The following is a 20,575-nucleotide window of genomic DNA, read 5'->3' as shown; positions in this document are numbered from 1 at the left end:
TTACTCCCGCAGGTGAATGCAACGTCAAGCGATGGGCGTTGCGCTCCATATTGTCTTACTTCCTTTTTTTGAATTACTGCATAGCACAATTGATTCGTACGACGCCGACTTCATAGTCGGCTTTTTTTTGCCTCCTGTTTATCTGCGTCTACCCTTTAGGGGTCAGCACCCTAATCTGGAGGAAAAGATGAGTATGCTACTTGCCCTGCAACGCCTGAACACCTGGCAGTCCGATCCGGTGCCCACCGATCCGACGCCGATACCTGACCCTGTCCCACGTCCGCAGCCGATGCCTGATCCACCGCCGGATGAAGAACCGATTAAATTGTCGCATCGTTAGCGCAGATCTGCGAGGATACGCGCCATCTGACTGCAATCATTACCACGAGAGTATATTGTGACCGCTTTTTCCACGCTGAACGTTCTGCCTGAAGCCCAACTGAGTAACCTGAATGAGTTGGGCTACCTCACTCTGACCCCTGTCCAGGCCGCCGCGCTGCCGGCTATCCTTGAAGGCCGTGACGTGCGCGTGCAGGCGAAAACCGGCAGTGGAAAAACGGCTGCATTCGGGCTAGGCCTGTTACAACACATTGATGCAACCCTGTTTCAGACTCAGTCCCTGATACTCTGCCCGACGCGCGAGCTGGCCGACTAGGTCGCGGGTGAGCTGCGTCGTCTGGCGCGTTTTTTGCCTAACACTAAAATTTTAACGCTCTGCGGCGGGCAACCGTTTGGTGCGCAGCGCGATTCCCTTCAGCACGCGCCGCATATCATTGTAGCAACGCCGGGCCGTCTGCTCGATCACCTGCAAAAAGGCACCGTTTCACTCGATGCACTGCAAACGCTGGTGATGGATGAAGCTGACCGCATGCTGGATATGGGCTTCAGCGATGCGATTGACGAAGTGATCCGCTTTGCGCCAGCCACGCGTCAGACGCTGCTCTTTTCTGCCACCTGGCCTGAGGCGATTGCGGCGATCAGCGGGCGCGTGCAGAAGAACCCGCTGACCATTGAAATCAATACTGTCGATGCGTTGCCGGCGATTGAGCAGCAGTTCTTCGAGACATCGCAGCAGGGCAAAATTCCACTGCTACAAAAATTGCTGAGCCAACACCAGCCAGCGTCCTGCGTGGTGTTCTGTAATACCAAAAAAGACTGTCAGGCGGTGTGCGATGCCCTGAATGATGCCGGACAGAGCGCATTATCGCTGCATGGCGATCTGGAACAGCGCGATCGCGATCAGACGCTGGTGCGTTTCGCTAACGGCAGCGCTCGCGTGCTGGTTGCAACGGATGTGGCGGCCCGTGGCCTGGATATTAAATCGCTTGAGCTGGTGGTGAATTTCGAACTGGCATGGGATCCGGAAGTGCATGTCCACCGCATCGGGCGTACTGCGCGTGCGGGTAACAGTGGTCTCGCCATCAGCTTCTGCGCACCTGAAGAGGCGCAGCGCGCTAATATTCTTTCGGAAATGCTGCAACTGAAACTCAACTGGGTGAATACCCCAGGTAATATCAGCATCGCTCCGCTGGCGGCGGAAATGGCCACCCTGTGCATCGACGGCGGTAAAAAGGCCAAAATGCGTCCCGGTGACGTTCTGGGGGCGTTAACAGGGGATATCGGTCTCGACGGGGCAGATATTGGCAAGATCACGGTCCACCCTGCGCATGTCTACGTAGCGGTTCGCCAGTCGGTTGCGCATAAGGCCTGGAAACAGTTGCAGGGCGGGAAGATTAAAGGGAAAACCTGCCGCGTTCGACTGCTGAAGTAAGCTTAAAACGCGTCTCAGAAACGATATCTGAGACGCTGCCAGGTTACTTGACTTCTACCACGTTCAGGCGCAGTTCATCGAATTGCGCATCCTCTTCCTCTGGCTGCCAGCCAGCAGGCTGCATCGGGATCTCTTCGCGATCAAACGCCAGATCCCCGCCATTCACCACCTCTGAACCGTGGTTAATCCCTTTGAAATCGAACAGTTCAACGTCGGCGAGGTGCGAAGGCACCACGTTCTGCATGGCGCTGAACATGGTTTCGATGCGGCCCGGATAGCGTTTATCCCAGTCACGCAGCATGTCGCCAATGACCTGACGTTGCAGGTTCGGCTGTGAGCCGCACAGATTGCACGGAATGATAGGGAAGGCTTTGGCCTGAGAGAAACGCTCAATGTCTTTCTCGCGGCAGTAGGCAAGTGGGCGGATCACGATGTGTTTGCCGTCGTCGCTCATCAGCTTCGGTGGCATTCCCTTCATTTTGCCGCCGTAGAACATATTCAGAAACAGCGTTTGCAGAATGTCGTCCCGGTGATGGCCAAGCGCAATCTTGGTGGCACCCAGTTCGGTTGCGGTGCGGTACAGAATGCCGCGACGCAAACGTGAGCAGAGCGAGCAGGTCGTTTTGCCCTCTGGGATCTTCTCTTTAACAATGCCGTAGGTATTCTCTTCTACGATTTTGTACTCAACGCCCAGGTTATCAAGGTACTCCGGCAGGATATGCTCCGGGAAGCCAGGTTGTTTCTGATCGAGGTTAACCGCGACCAGGGAAAAGTTCACCGGTGCGCTTTGCTGTAGATTACGCAGGATCTCCAGCATGGTGTAGCTGTCTTTACCGCCCGACAGGCAGACCATGATGCGATCGCCTTCTTCAATCATGTTGAAGTCTGCAATGGCTTCGCCCACGTTACGGCGCAGTCGCTTTTGCAGTTTATTCAGGTTGTACTGTTCTTTCTTGTTAATCTCTTGATTTTCTTGCATCTATTCGTTACTCAGATCTCAAATGGGGCACAGGGTGAGGAAAACGATTTCAAAGCGTCAGCTTCGTCTTCATCTCTTCGATCCATGTAGCATAGATTTCATACACCATCTGCGCATTTACGTGCCCCATCTGGTTAGCGATAAAAGACGGATTTGCGGCTACCGGTAAAAACCAGCATGCGAAAGTGTGTCGTGTATGGTACGGATTGCAGCGCCGAATGCCAGCACGATTTACAAATGAGCCCCACAGGAGAAGTTTGGTTAAGACTGAAGGGTTGTCTACACTTACAGCTTACGCAGTAAAAACGGAGGTGAAAATGACTGACCGTCCCGTTCAAGGTGACCATCCTGATTATAATCCCAGCCCGGATAACCCGGAAAAGGATGGAAGAAAACCGAAAGATGATCCTGGCTCAGCGCCTGAATCAGGCGATAAAGATCCAGAGTAATGACCAACCGCCTTTACGAAGGCGGTTTTAACACCCATTACGGCCTCTCTACGCGCACCGCTATTCACGTTATCCTCATCAACGTCGTCTGATAACCGCTCAGAATCCATCCCTTTTTTGCCGGATGAACGGGTGAGATAAAGCACGGATTTCATTCCCGCGTACCAGCGCGTTTTACAGTTCTCCTGCTACGCTTTTGAGGGGGACAAGGGAGCGCTTCTATGAAAAATAAAGACGAGCAGACAGGATTAGTTGGGCTGGCGATTGGTGCCGCCGTTATCGGGCTGGTTTCATCCCAGAAGATCATCAACCGTGAAAGCATTGTCGATGAACTGGTAAGGCTCGGCAGGCAGAAGGGGGATGGTGTCGAAGATGAGGTCTTTTTAAAAGCGGCTGAGTTAGTGAGAAAAGGGGTATAAGCGATGGCTGACATTCGTCATGCACAGTGTCATTGTGGGGCGGTGAAATTTACGGTTGAGCTGACGGACGGCCTGAATACCGCACGTCGATGTAGCTGCTCGTTTTGCAGGATGCGTGGGGCGGTCGTGGTTTCAGCGCCTTTGACGGGCATTAAGGTGACGCAGGGCGCGGACACGCTCACAGAGTACCGTTTCAACACCGGCACGGCGCGCCATTTCTTCTGTTCGATTTGCGGTATTTACACGTTCCACCAACGACGTTCCAATCCCAATGAATATGGTGTGAATGTCGCCTGTCTGGAAAATGTCACGCCATTCGACTTCCCGGAAGTGGCGGTAATGGATGGAGTAAATCACCCTATGGATGGCGACAGCGGGGTATTTGGCTATCTCTCTTTCCGTAAAGAACAGACGAAACAGCGATGAAAACTAGCCCGCAGATCGCTGCGGGCTAACGGGATTAGAACTGGTAAACCAGACCTAACGCTACAATGTCATCCGTACCGATGCCATTGTTTTTGTAGAATGAATCATCTTCATCCAGCAGGTTGATTTTGTAATCAACATAGGTGGACATGTTTTTGTTGAAATAATAGGTAGCACCGACGTCAGCATATTTTACCAGGTCTTTATCGTCCTGGCCATTGCCCAGGTCTTTACCTTTAGACTGTAAATAGGAAATGGCCGGACGCAGACCGAAATCGAACTGATATTGTGCGGTGACTTCGAAGTTCTGGGTTTTGTTTGCCACCGCATCTGCATTGTCGCCGTACGGCGTCATATTGCGGGTTTCGGAATACATTGCCGCCAGATAAATGTTGTTGGCATCGTATTTCAGACCTGCGGTCCATGCATCCGCAGTATCGCCGCCCGCAGTAGTGTAATTTACCTGATCGTTGGTACGGTCAGATGAAGTATATGCTGCACCTGCGCTGAAGCCCATGCCGAAATCGTAGGTTGCGGATATACCGTAACCGTCACCATTTTCATGACGTGTATCACGACCGTTGTTGGTCCCTTCATTGGTAGAGCAGAAATTCTCGTCGCAGTTATTACCTTCATTATTACCCTGATACTGCACCGCGAAGTTCAGACCCTGCACCAGACCAAAGAAGTCGGTGTTACGGTAGGTCGCCACGCCGTTTGCACGACCGGTTATAAAGTTATCGGCATAAGTATAAGAGTCGCCACCAAATTCTGGCAGCATATCGGTCCAGCCTTCAACGTCGTACAGGACGCCATAGTTGCGGCCGTAATCGAAGGAGCCGTAATCGCCCACTTTCACGCCCGCGAAGGCCAGACGCGTCCAGGACTGATTGTCAGAACCTTCGGTGTTGTTTGCCTGAATGTTATATTCCCATTGGGCGAAGCCGGTCATCATGTCGTTGATTTGGGTTTCACCTTTAAAACCCAGACGCATATAGGTTTGATCGCCATCTTTAGACGCGTCGTCAGAGAAATAATGCAGACCATCTACTTTGCCATACAGATCCAGTTTATTGCCGTCTTTATTATAAATTTCAGCTGCGTGAGCGGCTCCAGCCATTAACAAAGCGGGGATCATCAGTGCCAGTACTTTTCTTTGCATTTTGATTATTCCTTTGCAGTTATTTTTTTATTGCTTAGTGAACTTTCCGGGCTGGAAAGGTGTCCCATGCTAAATCACTCTGGCGGCGGATGAATAAAATATAATTGTTACGGGTTAAGTAAAATCTAAACTAAATGATGCGGTTGAAATAATGATAAACGTCATGAATGAATTATTATAATCAATACAAAATAAAAATTATTAATTACGCGGAAAAAAAGGTAATCTCCACGCCGTTATATGCCTTTAAGATTATTTCATCCATAATTCACGTGAATATTGTTCAGAACATTGAGGCAATTTTCACCGATCTTCTGGATTCGCCCGGTGCACGTGCATCGGGCTTTTTTATAGCAAAAAAATGCCCGGACAAGCCGGGCATACAGGTTATTCACTGGTCGATTTTTCGGCTTTTCCTGCCAGTTGCGCCAGAAAGTCATAACGCTTCTGAAGATCCGCTGCCGCATCCTTCCATAGCTGCTCTGCTACTTCAGGCTGCTGGGCGTTCAGCCTGCGGAAACGCTGCTCCTGAAGTAAGGTTTCGGCAAGGGCGTCTGACGGCGGACGCGAATCCAGCGCCAGCGGCAATTTCCCTTCATCGGCACGGCGCGGATCAAAGCGGTACAGTGGCCAGAAGCCGGTTGCGGTGAGCTGACGCATCTGGTCGTGGCTGAGTGCCAGATCGTAGCCATGCTCCTCACACGGACTGTAGGCGATGATCAGCGACGGGCCTGGATACGCTTCCGCCTCCTGAATGGCTTTCACCGTCTGGTTGAGCTGCGCCCCAAGCGAAATTTGCGCGACGTAGACGTGCCCATACATCATCATGCTGACGCCCAAATCTTTACGCGCCTTGCGCTTGCCGTGCTCACCAAATTTCGTGACCGCCCCCAATGGCGTTGCTTTCGAGGCCTGTCCGCCGGTGTTGGAATAACACTGAGTATCGAGCACCAGAATATTGACGTTTTCGGTCAGGCTCAGGACATGATCAAGACCACCGAAACCAATATCGTAGGCCCACCCGTCGCCGCCGATCAGCCAGATAGATTTTTCAACCAACGCGTCAGCATCAGTCAGGAGTTGTTCAGCCCCTTCAACACCCTGAAGCGCGTGGCGCAGTTCAGCAACCTGCGCGCGACGAACGTCAGGTGTGGCCTCCGCATGCAGGGCATCATTCAGTTCTGCCGGGATCTTATCGGCAAACTGTGCCAGCAGACGCATTACGCGGGCGCGGTGCTGATCGACCGTCAGACGGAATCCCAGACCAAATTCTGCGTTGTCCTCGAAAAGCGAGTTTGCCCACGCCGGGCCGCGACCGTTTGCGTCGGTAGTGTACGGCGTGGACGGCAGGTTACCTCCGTAGATCGACGAGCAGCCCGTCGCGTTGGCAATCAGCATCCGGTCGCCGTAAAGCTGGGTAAGCAGTTTGATATACGGTGTTTCGCCGCAGCCGGAGCACGCCCCGGAGTACTCGAAGAGCGGGGTGATGAGCTGCGAGGTACGAATGTCAATGCGTTCCAGCTTGTTGCGATCGATTTCGGGCAGGTCGAGGAAGAAATCATAATTCACTTTCTCTTCTTCAACATGTTCAAGACGCGACATCATATTGATGGCTTTGATTGACGGGTCCTGACGATCTTTCGCCGGGCACACCTCGACGCACAGGTTACAGCCGGTACAGTCTTCCGGCGCCACCTGAAGAACATATTTCTGACCACGCATATCGCGGGATTTTACATCCAGCGAGTGCAAACTTTCCGGTGCGCCATCTAACGCTTCTGGTGACACCACTTTGGCGCGAATAGCCGAGTGCGGGCAGGCCGCCACGCAGTGGTTGCACTGGGTGCACAGCTCTTCTTTCCAGATAGGGATCGCTTCGGCAATGTTGCGTTTTTCCCAGCGGGTCGTGCCCATCGGCCAGGTGCCGTCAGGCGGAAGCGCAGAGACGGGAAGGGTATCTCCCAGTCCGGCAAGCATCGCCGCCGTGACGGTTTTGACGAAATCCGGGGCGGCGTCAGACACCACTGGCGGCCGGTTCGGACTGCTGGCATTGACCGGCTGCAACGGCACCGCGAACAGCGATTCGCGGGCCAGCGCCAGCGCCTGCCAGTTGCGCTCAACCAGTTCCTGACCTTTGCTGCTGTAGCTTTTGGCGATCGCCCCCTGGAGTTCCATCAGCGCGCTGTCGCCCGGCAGAATATTGGTCAGGTGGAAGAACGCCATCTGCATAACCGTATTGATGCGCGCCGCCAGGCCGCATTCGCGGGCGATCTTCGCGGCGTTAATGACATACAGGCGCGCCTGTTTCTGGTTAAGCACTGCCTGCACTTCCTGGGGCAGGCGTGTCCAGACCTCGTCGGCGCTGTAAGGGGTGTTGATCAGGAAAATACCACCGGGCTTCAGGCGCTCGGCCATCTGATATTTATCAATGAACTGGAGCTGGTGACAGCCAACAAAATCCGCCTGAGAAATCAGGTATGCCGAGCGGATCGGGTGTTCGCTGACGCGCAGGTGGGAGACGGTCAGTCCGCCCGCTTTTTTGGAGTCGTAGACGAAATATCCTTGCGCATACCACGGCGTAGAGTTGCCGATAATTTTGATGTTGTTCTTGGTCGCCGAGACGCTGCCGTCGCTGCCCAGACCGTAGAACAGCGCTTCCAGTTTCGCATTCGAGGGCAGGGTGTTTTCCGGCAAAGGGAGAGAAAGGTTAGTCACGTCATCATAAATGCCGACCGTAAAGCGCGGCTTCGGTTTTGCCTCGCGCAGTTCAGCAAATACCGCAAGGACGCACTCCGGCCCGAACTCTTTTGAAGACAATCCATAACGCCCGCCAATGACGCGTGGCAGCGTTTCGCGCTCACCGCGGTTAAACGCCTCAGCCAGTGCGGTCATCACATCCAGATAAAGTGGCTCAGCCTGTGCGCCAGGTTCTTTGGTGCGGTCCAGTACTGCCACGGCACGCGCGCTGTCCGGCAGGGCTGCGAGCAGGTGTTTCGCTGAGAAGGGACGGTAGAGGCGAACTTTGAGCACGCCAACTTTTTCACCACGCGTCAGCAGCTCATCGACCACCTCTTCGCAGGTGCCGATGGCAGAGCCCATCAGGACGATCACGCGCTCGGCCTGCGGATGACCGTAATATTCAAACGGCTTATATTCGCGGCCCGTCGCAGCGGCAAAATCGTCCATCGCCTGTTCAACGTGCTCATACACCGCGTTGTACCACGGGTTTGTCGCCTCGCGGGACTGGAAATAGGTATCCGGGTTCGCAGAGGTACCCCGGATCACCGGATGTTCCGGATTGAGGGCGCGAGCGCGATGCGTATCGATGTCAGCCTGCGGCAGCAGATTCAGAATGGTGTCGTCCGGCAGTGGAACGATTTTGTTGATCTCGTGGGACGTGCGAAAACCATCGAAGAAATGAATAAATGGCACTCGGCTTTTCAGCGTAGCGATATGCGATATCAGCGCGAAGTCCTGTGCTTCCTGTACGCTGCTGGCGCAGAGCATAGCGCAGCCGGTCTGACGCACGGCCATCACGTCTGAGTGGTCGCCAAAAATAGAGAGAGCGTGAGTGGCTACGGTGCGTGCGGCAACGTGCAACACAAACGGCGTTAATTGCCCTGCCAGCTTGTAAAGCGTGGGGATCATCAACAGCAGCCCCTGAGACGACGTAAACGAGGTCGACAGGGCACCGGTCTGCAACGCACCATGCACGGTGGCAATGGCCCCGGCTTCGGACTGCATCTCAACAACCCGCGGGACATCGCCCCAGACGTTTTTTATCCCATTACCAGCCCAGGCGTCAGCCTGTTCAGCCATCGTGGAGCTGGGAGTGATGGGGTAGATGGCGATCACTTCGCTGGTACGAAACGCAACAGACGCGACTGCACCATTGCCGTCAATAGTTTGCATAGGACAACACCCTTACATTGCGCAAAAAGAGGGGTCTGTAAAACGACGACAGACCCTGAATATTATCTGTGTATTTTAGCAAAGCTCAGGTTTTACGATTTTCGCTTTTGTGTCCTTGGTATGCGCTGTATCAATGACTCGAAGGCTATTCGCGTTAAAAAATTGCGAGAAATTGTTACCAGGGCGCATAAATACGCACATCCGCTCTCGACGATGCGGCGCGTGATGCCTATTATGCATAGGTTTCGCGTTAATTATGGGGAGGAAGGTATGCGTTCAGCATTTTGGGTCGGATGTGCCGCGTTACTGTTGTCGGCATGCAGCAATGAACCAGTACAGCAGGCGACAGCGGCACACGTTACGCCGGGTATGCGAGCGGCTATGTCCAGTTCAGGTCAGGCCAACTGCGCAATGATCGGCGGTTCACTCTCCGTTGCCCGTCAGCTCGACGGCTCAGCCATCGGCATGTGCGCGTTGCCAAATGGCAAACGCTGTAGTGAGCAGTCGCTTGCCGTTGGTTCGTGCGGAAGCTACTGAGTTATTCAACTCGCTTAAACATCAATGTCTTATTGGCTGTCGCCAGCGTTAACTGGTCTTCGGTCAGGTCTACCTGTGCGCCTGTGCGTAGCATATCGGCGATGGTCTGATCCAGTTCATTTAGCTGCGGCTCGGTGCAGAGTTTCCGCGTCATTGCCAGCGTTTTGACCGTCAACTCTCCTTCGGACAGTTTACCCTGGCCGTTGAAGCCGTTGCACATTGTGCCGGAGACGACAATGTTGTTAATCAGGCTGATATTGGGTTGCGCACTGAAGCGAATTTCAGGCTGCGTTTTCCCGCCTTTGACTGCTTTGCCATCCACATTTTCAAGAACGAAACGGTGATTCTCTAACTGATCGGTCTGAACGGAGGCTTTACCAGGATTAACGCATCCAGCCAGTACAAGGCTGATTAAACTTACTGCCGCGAGCTTTTTCATTTTTCTTCTCAAACTATCAATGCTGTAAATATTTTTTCAGTGTAACCATACCCTCCTGGGTGTTAATGGGGTTTATCTGAAAGTGCGGGAAGGGACCGGGCGGCGGCGCGCCCGGTCAGCGAGTTAGTGCGATTTAAATCCAGCTGCGGCCATCAGCATTTTAAAGAGCATACTTACGCAGGCCAGCGCCAGGACGCTGCCGCCCCAGATGATGGCAAGCCACATCAAACGTTTCCATACAGGTTGTTGCATCAGTGATAACCCTCCCCATGCTGTACTTTTCCGCGAAAAACGTAATAACTCCAGAAGGTGTAGACCAGAATCACGGGAATGATCAACAGTGCACCCACTAACATAAAGCCCTGGCTTTGGGCTGGCGCAGCGGCCTGCCAGAGGGTAATGTCCGGCGGGATGATATGCGGCCAGATGCTGATCCCAAGCCCGCTAAAGCCAAGAAAAACCAGCCCTAACGTCATGATAAACGGCAGGGTATGGCTCGCAGGATCTTGCAGGCAGCGCCACTGGCACAGACTCAGGATCGCAACCAGCGCAGGAACGGGCAGCAGATAAAACAGATTCGGCAGAGTAAACCAGCGCGCAGCAATAGCTGGTTGGGCGAGAGGGGTCCAGATACTGATTACTGCAATGAATACCAGAAGCAGGAGCAGAAGCACTTTCGATACCTGACGCATCCGCTTTTGCAGGGCATTTTCGCTTTTCATTACCAGCCACGTTGAACCTAGCAGCGCGTAAGCCACTACAAGACCCGCACCGCAGAAAAAATTGAACGCGGTAAACCAGTCAAACGGACCACCGCTGTAAGCTCGACCGGTGACGCTGAACCCCTGGATGACCGCACCGACGGTGATGCCCTGGCTGAAGGTCGCCACAATTGACCCGCCAATAAAGGCCTTATCCCAGAACGGGCGGTGCGCCGGAGTGGCCTTGAAGCGAAATTCGAAGGCGACCCCACGAAATATAAGCCCGATCAGCATTATTGTCAGTGGAATGGTTAGCGCGTCGATGATAACCGCATAGGCGAGAGGAAAGGCGCCAAACAGGGCCGCACCGCCAAGCACCAGCCAGGTTTCGTTGCCATCCCAGACGGGAGCCACACTGTTGACCATCACGTCGCGGTCGTCCGCATTCGGCGTTGCCGGAAACAGGATGCCTATCCCCAGATCAAAACCGTCCATCACGATATACATCAACGTGGCGAAAACGATAATCACGAACCAGATAATGGAAAGATCGATACCCATTACGGTTACTCCTTAAATTCAGTGGTGACGGCAGAAAGCGGACGAGCAGGGCGGCCATCGGATTCAGTCGCGAAGGATTCATGGGGCTGCGGCCCTTTTTTAATCAGACGCACCATATAGCTGTAACCCACGCCGAATACCGCGGTATAAACCACGAAGAAGGCCAGCAAACTGACGCTCATGTGCAGATCGCCATGCGCGGAAACCGCATCCTTCGTACGCTGTAGTCCATAGACGACCCACGGCTGGCGGCCGACCTCCGTTGTTACCCATCCGGCGAGGATCGCGATCAGCCCGGACGGTCCCATCAGCAGGGCAAACCACAGGAAGGAACGTGATGTATAAAGGCGCTGTTTGTAACGCAGCCAGATTGCCGTCACGCCCAGGAGCAGCATCAACATCCCCAGGCCGGCCATGATGCGGAAAGACCAGAAGACAATGGTGGCGTTCGGGCGATCTTCTTTTGGGAACTCCTTCAATGCCGGAACCTGTTTATCGAGACTGTGGGTCAGGATCAGGCTGCCGAGAGCGGGAATTTCCAGGCCAAAACGGGTCCGTTCCTGCTCCATATCCGGCCAGCCAAACAGCAGCAGTGGAGTAGGCTTACCCGGCGGATTCTCCCAGTGACCTTCGATGGCGGCTATTTTCGCTGGCTGGTGTTTTAAGGTATTAAGCCCGTGCATATCCCCCACCAGCGCCTGGACTGGGGCCACGATTAACGTCATCCACAACGCCATGGAGAACATAGTGCGAATAGCGGGGGTATTGTTTCCGCGCAGCAAATGCCAGGCCGCGGAGGCACCAACAAACAGTGCGCTGCTGAGAAATGCCGCTATCGACATGTGCAGCAGGCGGTAAGGGAAGGAGGGGTTAAACACCACGGCAAACCAGTCCACCGGAACGACCTGACCGTTGATGATTTCATACCCTTGCGGTGTCTGCATCCAGCTGTTTGACGAGAGGATCCAGAACGTAGACATGAGGGTCCCCAGTGCGACCATGCAGGTCGAAAAGAAGTGCAGCCCCGGCCCGACCTTATTCCAGCCAAACAACATCACCCCGAGGAACCCCGCCTCAAGGAAGAACGCGGTAAGCACTTCATAGGTCAGCAGGGGGCCGGTAATACTGCCCGCGAACTGCGAAAACCCGCTCCAGTTGGTGCCAAACTGATAAGCCATCACCAGGCCGGAGACCACGCCCATCCCAAAGTTGACGGCGAAGATCTTTGACCAGAAATGGTACAGCGATCGCCAGACGGGATTTTTTGTTCTCAGCCACAGCCCTTCCAGCACGGCGAGATAGCTCGCCAGGCCAATGGTTATCGCCGGAAAAATAATATGAAAGGATACGGTAAAGGCGAACTGTATTCGCGCAAGATGAAACGCATCTGGACCAAACATGCATTGCCTCAATGTTAAACGGTGTACTGTTATGATAAAGAGGGGGGGAATGAGATATCAGAAGCAGAAATTGATAATTTATCTATAACAGTTGTGTGAAAAGGTGAACTTTACCTGGCTGATATAGCTAACAAGTAAGAATAAAAAATTTCTTTTTATGATTATTACGCATTAAACAGCTTGCTTTGTCGCCAGCAACATGCGTTAATGGATTTCTGGTTTTGAATCCAAATAAATATCTGACGTAGTTTTATAAAGCAGTTCTCATCACGTTGTGCCTCTCCGCAGCCTCTCTTGGGTCTTTATCTACATTCCGATTAGTTTTGTATTGAACCATTTTTTGCCTGATCGGCTCATGAGTAATTTACGTTTTTACGTTTACAGGAGAATCCTATGACTTCTTATATCCATTTCCGCTGCCCATGCTGTCATGGCTCGCAGTACCGCACCTCAGCTTTTGATGTGTCTGACAAAAATCCGTTCGGCGCGAAATGCATTTTCTGCAAATCGCCAATGATCACGCTCGACCACCTGGCCGCAGCGCGTTCGGCTCAGAATCACATTACTGAGTACCGCAAGTAATCTGCCGCGTTTCCCATAACAGTTAGCAAAATCTTCTCTTTTTCTCCTGCTGATATACACTGTCAGCAATAAGGAGAATCTGATGAAAAAATACCAGCGTCTGGCGCAACAAATTATCTCGCAGATTGAGCTTGGCGTATGGTTGCCGGGCGATAAGTTACCTTCTCTGCGAGAGCAGGTGGCAAGCAGCGGCATGAGTTTTATGACCGTGGGCCACGCGTATCAGATGCTGGAAAGTCAGGGGCGCATTGTTGCCAGACCGCAGTCAGGCTATTACGTTGCCGCGCGCCCGACCACACACCAGCCTGCACCGCCCGCGCAGGTGATGCGCGATGAAGTGGTCGACATCAACACCTATATCTTCGACGTGCTACAGGCCAGCCGCGACCCCTCCGTTGTCCCTTTTGCCTCGGCGTTTCCCGATCCGCGCCTTTTCCCGCTTCAGCAACTCAACCGATCGCTGGCTAACGTCAGCAAAACGGCTACCGCCATGAGCGTGATTGAAAACCTGCCGCCGGGTAACGTCGACTTACGTCATGCCATTGCCCGTCGCTACGCTCAGCAGGGAATGAATATCTCCCCGGATGAAATTGTGATCACCGCGGGTGCGCTTGAGGCGCTCAACCTCAGTTTGCAGGCTGTGACTGAACCAGGGGACTGGGTTATCGTTGAAAATCCCTGTTTTTATGGCGCACTCCAGGCGCTTGAACGTCTGAAACTGAAAGCGCTGTCGGTTGCCACTGACGTGCGTGAGGGCATCGATCTCAGTGCCCTTGAGCAGGCATTAAATGATTATCCGGTGAAAGCCTGCTGGCTGATGACCAACAGTCAGAACCCGCTCGGCTTCACGCTGAGTGCAGAGAAGAAAGCTCAGCTGGTGGCCTTACTCACCCGGCATAACGTCACGCTGATTGAAGACGATGTTTACAGCGAACTCTACTTTGGCCGCGAAAAGCCGCTTCCGGCAAAGGCCTGGGATAAGCAGGATATGACGTTGCACTGCTCCTCATTCTCCAAGTGTCTGGTGGCTGGTTTTCGTATTGGCTGGGTGGCGGCGGGAAAACATGCGCGCCGTATTCAGCAGTTGCAGCTGATGAGTACGTTATCCACCAGTTCTCCCATGCAGCTGGCGCTGGTGGATTACCTGGCGACAAAACGTTACGACGCCCACCTTCGCCGCCTGCGACGCACGCTTGCTGAACGCAAACAGCAGGCCTGGCAATCGCTTTTGCGCCATATGCCTGCCGGCGTCAAAATCCATCATAACGACAGCGGCTACTTTTTATGGCTGGAACTGCCTGAACAGCTGGATGCGGGGCGGTTGAGTGAGAAGGCGTTAACCCATCAAATCAGCATTGCGCCCGGCAAGATGTTTTCCACCTCCAATATCTGGACACCGTTTTTCCGTTTCAATACCTCATGGGGATGGGGCGAGCGGGAAGAGCAGGCGGTCGTCCAGCTGGCGGGGGTAATCCGCGAAATGATGCTGCACCCAGTCACACCTTGATGAAAATTCCTGAAGCGACATGACGCGCGGTCTACCTTTAGTAAGGGAGTGCGGATTGGTGACGTGACGTTGTCACGTACATGTCCGCCAGAACGTGTGCTGACAGCGAAAACAATGTCGATTTCAACAGGACGATGCTATGCAAAATCAATTGCTGATTAATGGTGAACTGGTGGCCGGCGAAGGTGAGAAGCAGGCGGTTTATGATCCTGCCACGGGTGAAGGGCTGCTGGAGATTGCTGAAGCGTCGGAAGCACAGGTGGACGCTGCCGTCCAGGCTGCCGATCGCGCGTTCACAGAGTGGGGACAAACGACGCCGAAAACGCGCGCCGAATGTCTGTTGAAACTGGCTGATGTGATAGAAGCCAACGCTGACGCGTTCGCAAATCTGGAATCCCTTAACTGCGGGAAACCGCTGCACTGTGTCCGGGGGGACGAGATCCCGGCCGTGGTCGATGTGTTTCGCTTCTTTGCCGGGGCCGCCCGCTGCCTGAACGGGCTGGCTGCCGGAGAATACCTCGAAGGACATACTTCGATGATCCGCCGCGACCCGGTTGGCGTTGTCGCCTCTATTGCGCCCTGGAACTATCCTCTGATGATGGCCGCATGGAAGCTGGCGCCCGCGCTGGCGGCGGGAAACTGTGTCGTCATCAAGCCGTCTGAAATCACCCCGTTGACGGCGCTGAAGCTGGCGGAACTGGCGAAAGATATCTTCCCGCCAGGCGTGTTGAACGTGCTGTTTGGTCGCGGCAAAACCGTAGGAGATCCGCTGACCGGTCACGAAAAAGTCCGTATGGTTTCTCTCACCGGCTCTATTGCTACCGGAGAACATATTATCGGGCATACCGCATCTTCAGTTAAACGTACCCATATGGAATTGGGCGGAAAAGCGCCGGTCATTGTCTTTGACGATGCAGATTTGGATGCCGTGGTTGAAGGCGTGCGTACGTTTGGTTTCTACAATGCTGGTCAGGATTGTACCGCAGCCTGTCGTATCTATGCCCAGAAGGGGATTTACCCCGCGCTGGTCGAAAAGCTGGGCGCAGCCGTTGCCAACCTGAAAATGGGCGCGCCGGACGATGCTTCAACCGAGCTGGGCCCGCTCAGCTCCGCAGCGCATCTTTCCCGCGTTTGTGCTGCCGTGGACGAAGCCAAAACCCTTGGACATATCCGCGTCGTCACCGGTGGCAGTAAAAAAGAGGGGGCAGGATATTACTTCCAGCCAACGCTGCTGGCCGGGGCGAAGCAGGAAGATGCGATCGTCCAGCGAGAAGTGTTTGGCCCGGTGGTCAGCGTGACAGAATTTGAGGATGAAGCGCAGGTGCTGAACTGGGCTAACGATTCGCAATACGGCCTGGCCTCGTCCGTCTGGACAAAAGACGTCGGACGCGCCCATCGCCTCAGCGCACGGTTGCAGTATGGCTGCACCTGGGTCAATACCCATTTTATGCTGGTGAGCGAAATGCCGCACGGCGGGATGAAGTTATCCGGTTACGGAAAAGATATGTCGGTCTACGGACTTGAGGATTACACGGTAGTCCGACATGTCATGTTAAAACACTGATGTGTGACTAAGTGGCTGTAATATAAATAGATTATATTCCGGCCACTTTATTGTGGGGCATCTGTGGGGCATTAAAGTCAAAATCTGAGTTCAGCAGAGCTACCTGGTCGCCGTTTTGTTCCGCCATCCATTTACCATAGACGTTGAAAACCATCTGGGCATTTGTATGCCCCATCTGGTTAGCAATGAAGCTCGGGTTCGCGCCCGCACTCAATGCCCAGCAGGCAAACGTATGGCGAGATTCATACGCTTTCCTGTGCCTGATACCTGCTCTTTTCAACAGGTGATTCCATGCCGAGGCTATCGATCCTGGTATATAGCAAATGCTTTTTGATGGGTAACGACCAGATACGTTTGGATTGAAAACAAAGGTACATATGTCAGTTCTTTGTTTACCGTACTCCCTCAGATGAACAACAATTTCGTGCTGCTCTTTCATGCGGGTAAACTGCATCTGACTTTTCAGTGCCTCTATAGCTGGCTGGGTGAGGTTAATTGTCCTAATGCCGCTTTCCGTTTTTGGTGGAGTAAAGTGATCAGAGATCGCCAGGTTTCTGTTTACGTTTATCGTCCAGTTGACGGTGTCTACATCCTCCCAGGCTAAGGCACAAATTTCACCATGCCGCATGCCGGTACTCACCGCCAGAATCCAAAGATTTCTGATCTGCTGGTGATTAGCGGCATTAAGCAAACGTATAAACTCTTCTTTGGTGAGCGGGTCTGGCTCTGACTTTGATTTCCTGAGTGGGCGAATATCAGATATGACCGATCCATTTGTGTATCCGTTACGCTCCGCGAATTTAAGCATTTCGAGCATCACTGCCATATAGCCGTTTACCGTACGTACAGTTCTGCCTTTTTTGTGTGAGCGCTCAAGCGTTTTCCCTATGAGCTGATAGCCAGTTAGGAGCTCATGCCTGAGTGACATAAGATCCTCATGGGAAAGCGCACATACTGGCTTCTCATCATCCAAAATTCGAAGGCACATTTTTACGTATGACGTATACCGCATATGGGTGTTCCGCGCCAAAACCGTTTGCTTCAGGGCCAGCCATTTGTAAGCCAGTTCCGAAACGGACGTCTTAAGTTTACGATCGTCATTAACCTTAGCTCGCGGTGAGTTAGGAAACTGGGCGGTATAGTCGAAGGTGCCGGTCCTGATGGCGTAGCAAATAGAAGTCCTCAACTCTCCAGCTATCTTTCTGTTTTTGGGGGTGTCGGGAACGCCAAGACTTTCGCGCACCCGCTCACCCTGGTACATGAACCACAGGCGCAATGAGCCCCCGTGATTCTCAACCCCGGTTGGATATTTAGACATGCCTTTTCCTCGTTGTTAAACGCAGGGCTATTTAAGCAGATTTCTGGCGCGGGATCGCCGGGCGTTGCTTTTCAACCCAGTTATCGACTTCGAAACGGTTGTAGAGGATAGGTGAGTTGTCTTTAGGCTGAAGGTCTCCGGAATAGTGCTTATACTCGCGCCCCTCAAGCCAGCTTTTTTCACGGGCCGACTTGATTGCATGCTTTGTCAGCCCGGTTAATGCAATCAGTAGTTCTTCTGATACCCATTTGTTGGGCACCAGTTGGATCGTATCGCTCATGAGTGTCTCCAGGCAAAAAGAACCCGGCTCGGGGCCGGGCAAAAGGGATAACGTGGCAGTGCTTTCGCACCCAATAGCCAGCTCATAACTGGCTATCAGCTGCGTCATAGTTGACTACGGGTATTCTTCAGATAATCAGGGTCAGGCACGATCTCATCACATACTTCTGGCTCTTCGAGAGCATCGCGAAACGCAACCGCTACAATTTTCCCGCCCATAAATTCCATTCCTGCGTTAACCGACGGTTCTTTACCGTCCTCATACTCAAAGACGAACGTCATCTTTCCCATAATCCCTCCTCATGCCGCGCGCTGGGCGCGGAGCGATTTAATGTGCTCGCTCGTCTCCAGCTCGGTGCGTATCTGTGCCGACTCACGGTGATCGAGATGCTCAAAATCATTGTTGAATCGGTCGATTGAAGCGGTGTTGATCCGGCCCTGTCGCCAGTAGCGGACTATCTGTGAAGTGCAGCTGTGGATGATGACGGGCCAACCGTGCTGGTCAGCGTAAATCTGACCCCGTTGAATTAGCTGAAACATTGGTAAGCTCCTGACTGCGTTTTAATTCCTCGCGGTATGCAGCAACCTCTTTAGCTTTCCTTTTCTGCCTTGGTGATGGCTTTGCGTGCTCCCAAACAAAAGGCCAATTGCTACCCCATACCAACCAGCGTCTATTGCTGATTCGATATGTGTTATTGATGTGAGCACCAAGCAGCCTACGCGCTTGTCGGTTATTCATGACAGTCCACTCTGCTTATTCTTCAGTTCGATCTCTTCCTGGCAACTGGAACACGTCTGGCATCCGGGAACGGCAGCTCGCCGCGGCTCGGGAATTGGTTCGTCGCATTCTTCACAACGCTCAGCTGATACGGCGTTACGATCGATGCGGTGAGCGGAAAGGGCAGCGTTACGCTGAAGCTCTTCAATCTCTGCTGCGGTGTCGATGATGTCCATGGTCAATGCTCCCGGAACTGTCGGTTAATTCGGTTGAAGGTGAACGCCAGCAATAAAAAAGGCCGCATTAGCGACCTGGTTATTAGTGCCTTCATGCTGCACCGCCTTCATTCTTCTCGGCTTCGACCGCCATCTGCTCAAGCCGTCGCGATAACTCGGCGGCCAGCGTCTGGAATTCTTCCTCGGTCGCCACCGGGATCGGCACAAAGCGAATCCCGATGTGCGCCAGGTGGTTGGCAATTTCGAGGCTTTTCCTCAAATCAACGGGCGAGGCTCTGTTCATGCAGCGCGCTCCGCCATTATTTCGGCCTTCTGCTCATCGTTGAGCATGTCGTCAGAGACGATCGCCACGCGATTGCTGGCGCTCCACGATACTGGCGCACTTTCTTTCAGCGCCTTATTCAGCGCCTCAGCAGCATCACGCACAGCTTGCGGCAAGCAGTAATAGTCATCACCATCAGGCATTATCTCTTCGCAGTGCTGCTCCAGATCGAACTCCGTCGGGTAGTTAGGTTCGCAGATCATTAACTGCAACTCGCTCGGCAGCAGGGAGTGCTCATAGCAATAGTCGGCCAGCGACTCAGCGTCGAAAAAGTACTGGTCATCATCAAAGATAACGAGCGGCTCTCCGGTCCATACCGCGCGCTCAAAGGTGGCGAACTTCGCCTGGCGGCTTTCGCGGTGGCATTCTTCGCAATAGCCATGAGTGCTATGAATAGGATGTTCGTCAGGTTTGTTCTTGCACTTACGATGAGTGGCACCGCACCAACGCGCCTGGTGCTCGTCACCGCCCCAGAAACGACCTTGACGGTCTACCCAACCAGTTACGGTCTGGATGCTGGCCGCTTCATCGCTGTCCATCATCACGATTTTTTCAGTGTTCATATTCATTGTTCAGCTCCAAACCGCCCGTTAAGGCGGCCAGTTTTGACGACGAACTCCAGGAGGCTAACTCCCAGAGCTTCAATTTTCTTGTGATGCTTGTTGATGATGGGAGGCACCGTTTCGTTCCAGTTTGGCTTTGGCTTCTTGCGCATGGCCTGCTGGATTTCTTCTGTGCAGCGGCGGCAGGCTGCTCGGATGGCGTTTTCATTTGCTGGCGTCATGCAGCCTCCGTCTTAACAACATTGATGGCGCAGCCGGGCAGCAGTTCCACCGCGGCGGTGGCGCACTGATTTCCCCAGTGATGCCAGCCTGGCGCCGCGCTGCGACTAAACAGTTCAATCCGCGGCACATCCCCGTAAAGGAGCTCCAGCCGGTGGCGAACTTCCCACGGCTTTTCGCTGTGCGCGCCGAGCGGGCTGTATACCACCTGCTTAATCCCGGCATGCTTTCGCTCCAGCCCGGCGCCGCGGGTGGCAATTAGCAGATCTTCGGTATTGGCCCGGGTGTGGTTGCCGCCGTTCATCCGCGTCTCGGCATTCAGCAAATCTAGGAAGTCGTAAAAGTCAGTGATTTCACCCTCGGCCAGCGCCTTGTTGATGCGCAACTCGGCGTTCTGATTCAGTTTCACCCAGGTGAAGCCCTTCATCGTGCGAACGGTAAAACCCCAGGCCTCGGCCAGTTCGATAGCCTCCTGGTTATGCGTGCCGGTGTACCACATCGCCAGCACCGC

At 53.5% G+C, this 20,575-nt stretch carries 24 protein-coding genes and 2 pseudogenes; 9 read left to right on the top strand and 17 right to left on the bottom strand.

The features are described from left to right. The first annotated feature begins 193 nt into the window (after positions 1 to 193). Both ACOTX4_RS11840 and dbpA read left to right on the top strand, forming a co-directional pair. A complete protein-coding gene (locus ACOTX4_RS11840) occupies positions 194 to 340 on the top strand; it encodes a hypothetical protein (protein ID WP_275427718.1) in 147 nt (48 codons plus the stop codon). Between the two features lie 57 nt (positions 341 to 397). Beyond that, positions 398 to 1,771 (top strand): annotated as a pseudogene (dbpA, locus tag ACOTX4_RS11835) (ATP-dependent RNA helicase DbpA). Between the two features lie 43 nt (positions 1,772 to 1,814). On the opposite strand, the gene ttcA reads toward dbpA, so the two are convergent. Together ttcA and ACOTX4_RS11825 are read right to left on the bottom strand one after the other, a co-directional pair. After that, entirely contained in the window at positions 1,815 to 2,750 is a 936-nt protein-coding gene (gene ttcA, locus ACOTX4_RS11830; RefSeq protein WP_045333089.1) for a tRNA 2-thiocytidine(32) synthetase TtcA, read from the bottom strand. Positions 2,751 to 2,799: 49 nt separating this feature from the next. After that, positions 2,800 to 2,997, bottom strand: a pseudogene (locus ACOTX4_RS11825) (tyrosine-type recombinase/integrase); the annotation flags it as partial. Positions 2,998 to 3,067: 70 nt separating this feature from the next. Here ACOTX4_RS11825 and ACOTX4_RS11820 point away from each other — a divergent pair. The 3 genes from ACOTX4_RS11820 (at position 3,068) to ACOTX4_RS11810 (ending at position 4,044) form a co-directional block, all read left to right on the top strand. Then, entirely contained in the window at positions 3,068 to 3,199 is a 132-nt protein-coding gene (locus ACOTX4_RS11820) for a hypothetical protein (RefSeq protein ID WP_255353996.1), read from the top strand. Positions 3,200 to 3,420: 221 nt separating this feature from the next. Continuing rightward, on the top strand, positions 3,421 to 3,618 hold the full coding sequence (locus ACOTX4_RS11815) for a hypothetical protein (protein ID WP_003856931.1): 198 nt from the start codon (positions 3,421 to 3,423) through the stop codon (positions 3,616 to 3,618). 3 nt (positions 3,619 to 3,621) lie between these two features. Next, positions 3,622 to 4,044 carry a GFA family protein gene (locus ACOTX4_RS11810; protein ID WP_022651250.1) on the top strand — a complete coding sequence of 141 codons (423 nt, stop codon included), beginning with the start codon at positions 3,622 to 3,624 and terminating at the stop codon, positions 4,042 to 4,044. 34 nt (positions 4,045 to 4,078) lie between these two features. Here ACOTX4_RS11810 and ompC read toward each other — a convergent pair whose 3' ends face one another. Continuing rightward, on the bottom strand, positions 4,079 to 5,206 hold the full coding sequence (gene ompC / locus ACOTX4_RS11805; protein ID WP_063937613.1) for a porin OmpC: 1,128 nt from the start codon (positions 5,204 to 5,206) through the stop codon (positions 4,079 to 4,081). A gap of 387 nt (positions 5,207 to 5,593) precedes the next feature. Beyond that, on the bottom strand, positions 5,594 to 9,118 hold the full coding sequence (nifJ, locus tag ACOTX4_RS11800) for a pyruvate:ferredoxin (flavodoxin) oxidoreductase (protein ID WP_045333088.1): 3,525 nt from the start codon (positions 9,116 to 9,118) through the stop codon (positions 5,594 to 5,596). Between the two features lie 270 nt (positions 9,119 to 9,388). Here nifJ and ACOTX4_RS11795 point away from each other — a divergent pair, with 270 nt between their 5' ends. After that, the gene (locus ACOTX4_RS11795; protein ID WP_003856935.1) at positions 9,389 to 9,655 is read left to right on the top strand and encodes a DUF333 domain-containing protein; all 267 of its coding nucleotides are present in this window, start codon (positions 9,389 to 9,391) and stop codon (positions 9,653 to 9,655) included. 1 nt (position 9,656) lies between these two features. Here ACOTX4_RS11795 and hslJ read toward each other — a convergent pair whose 3' ends face one another. The 4 genes from hslJ to ACOTX4_RS11775 all read right to left on the bottom strand — a co-directional run bounded on the left by hslJ (position 9,657) and on the right by ACOTX4_RS11775 (position 12,756). After that, positions 9,657 to 10,094, bottom strand: coding sequence for a heat shock protein HslJ (hslJ, locus tag ACOTX4_RS11790; RefSeq protein WP_023314216.1), 438 nt, complete (start codon positions 10,092 to 10,094; stop codon positions 9,657 to 9,659). Between the two features lie 123 nt (positions 10,095 to 10,217). Beyond that, positions 10,218 to 10,346: a DUF2474 domain-containing protein gene (locus ACOTX4_RS11785; protein WP_017693358.1), complete on the bottom strand. Its 129-nt coding sequence runs from the start codon at positions 10,344 to 10,346 to the stop codon at positions 10,218 to 10,220. Next, entirely contained in the window at positions 10,346 to 11,356 is a 1,011-nt protein-coding gene (cydB, locus tag ACOTX4_RS11780; RefSeq protein WP_045333087.1) for a cytochrome d ubiquinol oxidase subunit II, read from the bottom strand. Before cydB ends, ACOTX4_RS11785 begins: the two co-directional genes overlap by 1 nt. A 5-nt stretch (positions 11,357 to 11,361) precedes the next feature. Beyond that, entirely contained in the window at positions 11,362 to 12,756 is a 1,395-nt protein-coding gene (locus ACOTX4_RS11775) for a cytochrome ubiquinol oxidase subunit I (RefSeq protein WP_063937611.1), read from the bottom strand. Between the two features lie 393 nt (positions 12,757 to 13,149). Here ACOTX4_RS11775 and ACOTX4_RS11770 point away from each other — a divergent pair, with 393 nt between their 5' ends. From ACOTX4_RS11770 to patD, 3 genes are all read left to right on the top strand, one after another. Further along, positions 13,150 to 13,338, top strand: coding sequence for a hypothetical protein (locus ACOTX4_RS11770; protein ID WP_003856945.1), 189 nt, complete (start codon positions 13,150 to 13,152; stop codon positions 13,336 to 13,338). Positions 13,339 to 13,420: 82 nt separating this feature from the next. After that, positions 13,421 to 14,845 carry a PLP-dependent aminotransferase family protein gene (locus ACOTX4_RS11765; RefSeq protein ID WP_003856948.1) on the top strand — a complete coding sequence of 475 codons (1,425 nt, stop codon included), beginning with the start codon at positions 13,421 to 13,423 and terminating at the stop codon, positions 14,843 to 14,845. A 139-nt stretch (positions 14,846 to 14,984) separates the two neighbouring features. Beyond that, the gene (patD, locus tag ACOTX4_RS11760; RefSeq protein WP_421635383.1) at positions 14,985 to 16,409 is read left to right on the top strand and encodes an aminobutyraldehyde dehydrogenase; all 1,425 of its coding nucleotides are present in this window, start codon (positions 14,985 to 14,987) and stop codon (positions 16,407 to 16,409) included. A 31-nt stretch (positions 16,410 to 16,440) separates the two neighbouring features. Here patD and ACOTX4_RS11755 read toward each other — a convergent pair whose 3' ends face one another. The 9 genes from ACOTX4_RS11755 to ACOTX4_RS11715 form a co-directional block, all read right to left on the bottom strand. After that, entirely contained in the window at positions 16,441 to 17,727 is a 1,287-nt protein-coding gene (locus tag ACOTX4_RS11755) for a site-specific integrase (RefSeq protein ID WP_126525351.1), read from the bottom strand. 31 nt (positions 17,728 to 17,758) lie between these two features. After that, positions 17,759 to 18,007 (bottom strand): excisionase family protein, encoded by a 249-nt coding sequence (locus ACOTX4_RS11750; RefSeq protein ID WP_023306353.1) that lies wholly within the window; start codon positions 18,005 to 18,007, stop codon positions 17,759 to 17,761. Between the two features lie 104 nt (positions 18,008 to 18,111). Beyond that, a complete protein-coding gene (locus ACOTX4_RS11745; protein WP_137042102.1) occupies positions 18,112 to 18,297 on the bottom strand; it encodes a hypothetical protein in 186 nt (61 codons plus the stop codon). A 9-nt stretch (positions 18,298 to 18,306) separates the two neighbouring features. Then, complete coding sequence (locus ACOTX4_RS11740) at positions 18,307 to 18,546, bottom strand: DUF4222 domain-containing protein (RefSeq protein ID WP_150324681.1); 240 nt, start codon at positions 18,544 to 18,546, stop codon at positions 18,307 to 18,309. A 195-nt stretch (positions 18,547 to 18,741) separates the two neighbouring features. Continuing rightward, complete coding sequence (locus ACOTX4_RS11735; RefSeq protein ID WP_150324682.1) at positions 18,742 to 18,960, bottom strand: TraR/DksA family transcriptional regulator; 219 nt, start codon at positions 18,958 to 18,960, stop codon at positions 18,742 to 18,744. A gap of 91 nt (positions 18,961 to 19,051) precedes the next feature. Beyond that, positions 19,052 to 19,243 carry a DUF1382 family protein gene (locus ACOTX4_RS11730; RefSeq protein WP_022650956.1) on the bottom strand — a complete coding sequence of 64 codons (192 nt, stop codon included), beginning with the start codon at positions 19,241 to 19,243 and terminating at the stop codon, positions 19,052 to 19,054. Beyond that, positions 19,240 to 19,851, bottom strand: a complete 612-nt coding sequence (locus tag ACOTX4_RS11725) for a hypothetical protein (protein ID WP_150324683.1) — start codon at positions 19,849 to 19,851, stop codon at positions 19,240 to 19,242. The genes ACOTX4_RS11730 and ACOTX4_RS11725 overlap by 4 nt, the downstream gene beginning before the upstream one ends. Continuing rightward, positions 19,848 to 20,066: a hypothetical protein gene (locus ACOTX4_RS11720; protein WP_032680689.1), complete on the bottom strand. Its 219-nt coding sequence runs from the start codon at positions 20,064 to 20,066 to the stop codon at positions 19,848 to 19,850. Before ACOTX4_RS11720 ends, ACOTX4_RS11725 begins: the two co-directional genes overlap by 4 nt. Next, positions 20,063 to 20,575: MT-A70 family methyltransferase (locus ACOTX4_RS11715; protein ID WP_421635382.1), on the bottom strand; the 513-nt coding region annotated here is incomplete at its 5' end. The genes ACOTX4_RS11720 and ACOTX4_RS11715, both read right to left, overlap by 4 nt.

Source organism: Enterobacter cloacae complex sp. IR5459 (assembly GCF_049238005.1).
In the GTDB taxonomy this organism is placed as follows: Bacteria; Pseudomonadota; Gammaproteobacteria; order Enterobacterales; family Enterobacteriaceae; genus Enterobacter; species Enterobacter hormaechei_C.
Note: the sequence above shows the minus strand (reverse complement) of the source record. Positions and strands in the feature narration are given on the sequence as shown.

Bases quoted from the DNA above. Each gene is read 5' to 3' on its own strand.
- ACOTX4_RS11840 (WP_275427718.1), top strand. From the start codon at position 194: ATGCTACTTGCCCTGCAACGCCTGAACACCTGGCAGTCCGATCCGGTG.
- ttcA (WP_045333089.1), bottom strand. From the start codon at position 2,750: ATGCAAGAAAATCAAGAGATTAACAAGAAAGAACAGTACAACCTGAAT.
- ACOTX4_RS11820 (WP_255353996.1), top strand. From the start codon at position 3,068: ATGACTGACCGTCCCGTTCAAGGTGACCATCCTGATTATAATCCCAGC.
- ACOTX4_RS11815 (WP_003856931.1), top strand. From the start codon at position 3,421: ATGAAAAATAAAGACGAGCAGACAGGATTAGTTGGGCTGGCGATTGGT.
- ACOTX4_RS11810 (WP_022651250.1), top strand. From the start codon at position 3,622: ATGGCTGACATTCGTCATGCACAGTGTCATTGTGGGGCGGTGAAATTT.
- ompC (WP_063937613.1), bottom strand. From the start codon at position 5,206: ATGCAAAGAAAAGTACTGGCACTGATGATCCCCGCTTTGTTAATGGCT.
- nifJ (WP_045333088.1), bottom strand. From the start codon at position 9,118: ATGCAAACTATTGACGGCAATGGTGCAGTCGCGTCTGTTGCGTTTCGT.
- ACOTX4_RS11795 (WP_003856935.1), top strand. From the start codon at position 9,389: ATGCGTTCAGCATTTTGGGTCGGATGTGCCGCGTTACTGTTGTCGGCA.
- hslJ (WP_023314216.1), bottom strand. From the start codon at position 10,094: ATGAAAAAGCTCGCGGCAGTAAGTTTAATCAGCCTTGTACTGGCTGGA.
- ACOTX4_RS11785 (WP_017693358.1), bottom strand. From the start codon at position 10,346: ATGCAACAACCTGTATGGAAACGTTTGATGTGGCTTGCCATCATCTGG.
- cydB (WP_045333087.1), bottom strand. From the start codon at position 11,356: ATGGGTATCGATCTTTCCATTATCTGGTTCGTGATTATCGTTTTCGCC.
- ACOTX4_RS11775 (WP_063937611.1), bottom strand. From the start codon at position 12,756: ATGTTTGGTCCAGATGCGTTTCATCTTGCGCGAATACAGTTCGCCTTT.
- ACOTX4_RS11770 (WP_003856945.1), top strand. From the start codon at position 13,150: ATGACTTCTTATATCCATTTCCGCTGCCCATGCTGTCATGGCTCGCAG.
- ACOTX4_RS11765 (WP_003856948.1), top strand. From the start codon at position 13,421: ATGAAAAAATACCAGCGTCTGGCGCAACAAATTATCTCGCAGATTGAG.
- patD (WP_421635383.1), top strand. From the start codon at position 14,985: ATGCAAAATCAATTGCTGATTAATGGTGAACTGGTGGCCGGCGAAGGT.
- ACOTX4_RS11755 (WP_126525351.1), bottom strand. From the start codon at position 17,727: ATGTCTAAATATCCAACCGGGGTTGAGAATCACGGGGGCTCATTGCGC.
- ACOTX4_RS11750 (WP_023306353.1), bottom strand. From the start codon at position 18,007: ATGAGCGATACGATCCAACTGGTGCCCAACAAATGGGTATCAGAAGAA.
- ACOTX4_RS11745 (WP_137042102.1), bottom strand. From the start codon at position 18,297: ATGGGAAAGATGACGTTCGTCTTTGAGTATGAGGACGGTAAAGAACCG.
- ACOTX4_RS11740 (WP_150324681.1), bottom strand. From the start codon at position 18,546: ATGTTTCAGCTAATTCAACGGGGTCAGATTTACGCTGACCAGCACGGT.
- ACOTX4_RS11735 (WP_150324682.1), bottom strand. From the start codon at position 18,960: ATGGACATCATCGACACCGCAGCAGAGATTGAAGAGCTTCAGCGTAAC.
- ACOTX4_RS11730 (WP_022650956.1), bottom strand. From the start codon at position 19,243: ATGAACAGAGCCTCGCCCGTTGATTTGAGGAAAAGCCTCGAAATTGCC.
- ACOTX4_RS11725 (WP_150324683.1), bottom strand. From the start codon at position 19,851: ATGAATATGAACACTGAAAAAATCGTGATGATGGACAGCGATGAAGCG.
- ACOTX4_RS11720 (WP_032680689.1), bottom strand. From the start codon at position 20,066: ATGACGCCAGCAAATGAAAACGCCATCCGAGCAGCCTGCCGCCGCTGC.